This window comes from Marilutibacter aestuarii (assembly GCF_006546775.1).
In the GTDB taxonomy this organism is placed as follows: Bacteria; Pseudomonadota; Gammaproteobacteria; order Xanthomonadales; family Xanthomonadaceae; genus Marilutibacter; species Marilutibacter aestuarii.
The window spans coordinates 1-1,164 of sequence record NZ_VICE01000100.1; the positions used below are offsets into that span (position 1 = coordinate 1).

The following is a 1,164-nucleotide window of genomic DNA, read 5'->3' on the forward strand; positions in this document are numbered from 1 at the left end:
ATGAGTAAAAAGGAGACTTCCCGCCCTTGCGGATCACCGCTCGGCCTCAAGGGCCATGATGGCATTCACCATCGGTACGTCTGGAGAGGGAAGTCTCCCATGCGCAATATAGCCATCGGTATTGATCTGGCCAAATCGGTCTTTTCCACCTGCACCCTGGACGGCTCCGGCCGCGTCATCCAGCGCCAGGACCTGCGTCGCGAGGCGTTCGCCGTCTGGCTGGCCCAGTTGCCTGCCGGCACCCGGGTCGCCATGGAAGCGTGCAGCGGCGCCCATCACTGGGCCCGCCGCAGCCTCGAGCATGGGCTGCAGCCGCGATTGATGGCCGCCCAGTTCGTCAAACCCTTCCGCAAGAGCCAGAGGGCCAAGAACGATCGTAATGATGCCGAAGCGATCGCTACCGCGGCCCGTCAGGGCAACATGCGCTTCGTGCCGGTGAAGTCGATCGACCAGCAGGCGCGCCTGGCCGAGCACCGCATCCGCGAAGGCTTCAAGGCCGATGCCCTGGCCGCCAGCAATCGCCTGCGCGGGATCCTGGCCGAGTTCGGGATCGTCGTGCCGCGCGGCGACGCCGCGTTGCGACGCATGTTGGCCGGCCTGGGTGAGCTGCCGGTCCCGGCCACCATGCGGGTGGCGCTGGATCAGCTGCAGCGGCATTGGTCGGTGCTGCGCGAACACGAAGCCAAGTGCAGCCGACGCATCCTGGCCCGGTCACGCGACGACGAGCGCTGCGCGCGCCTGCGTCGGATCATCGGCATCGGTCCGCTCACCGCCGATGCCTGGGTCGCCACCCTCGGCAACGGCCGCGACTTCCGCAACGGCCGACAACTGGCCGCCTGGCTGGGGTTGACGCCAACCCAGCACTCCAGTGGCGGCAAGGCGCGGTTGGGCGCGATCAGCTGCCGCGGCGACGGCTACCTGCGCACCCTGTTGATCCAGGGGGCGCGAAGCAGTCTGCAGCGGGCGCAGGCGGTGGCCGCCGCCCAGGCCACACCGGAGCAGGTGTGGATCCGAGGCCTGGCCGCGCGCCTGCCCTTCGGCAAGGTGCTGGTGGCCATCGCCAACAAGCATGCGCGGCAGGCGTGGGCGATGCTGGCGCGCGGCGAAGACTACGATCCCCATGCCTGGCTCAGGCACCCGATGGTGCAACGGCCGGCGAACAAG

At 68.7% G+C, this 1,164-nt stretch carries 1 protein-coding gene; it reads left to right on the forward strand.

From position 1 onward, the window contains the following. Positions 1–99: 99 nt before the first annotated feature. Positions 100–1,164, forward strand: a 1,065-nt coding sequence (locus FKV25_RS10980; protein ID WP_141518852.1) for an IS110 family RNA-guided transposase, incomplete at its 3' end; no start/stop codon positions are given.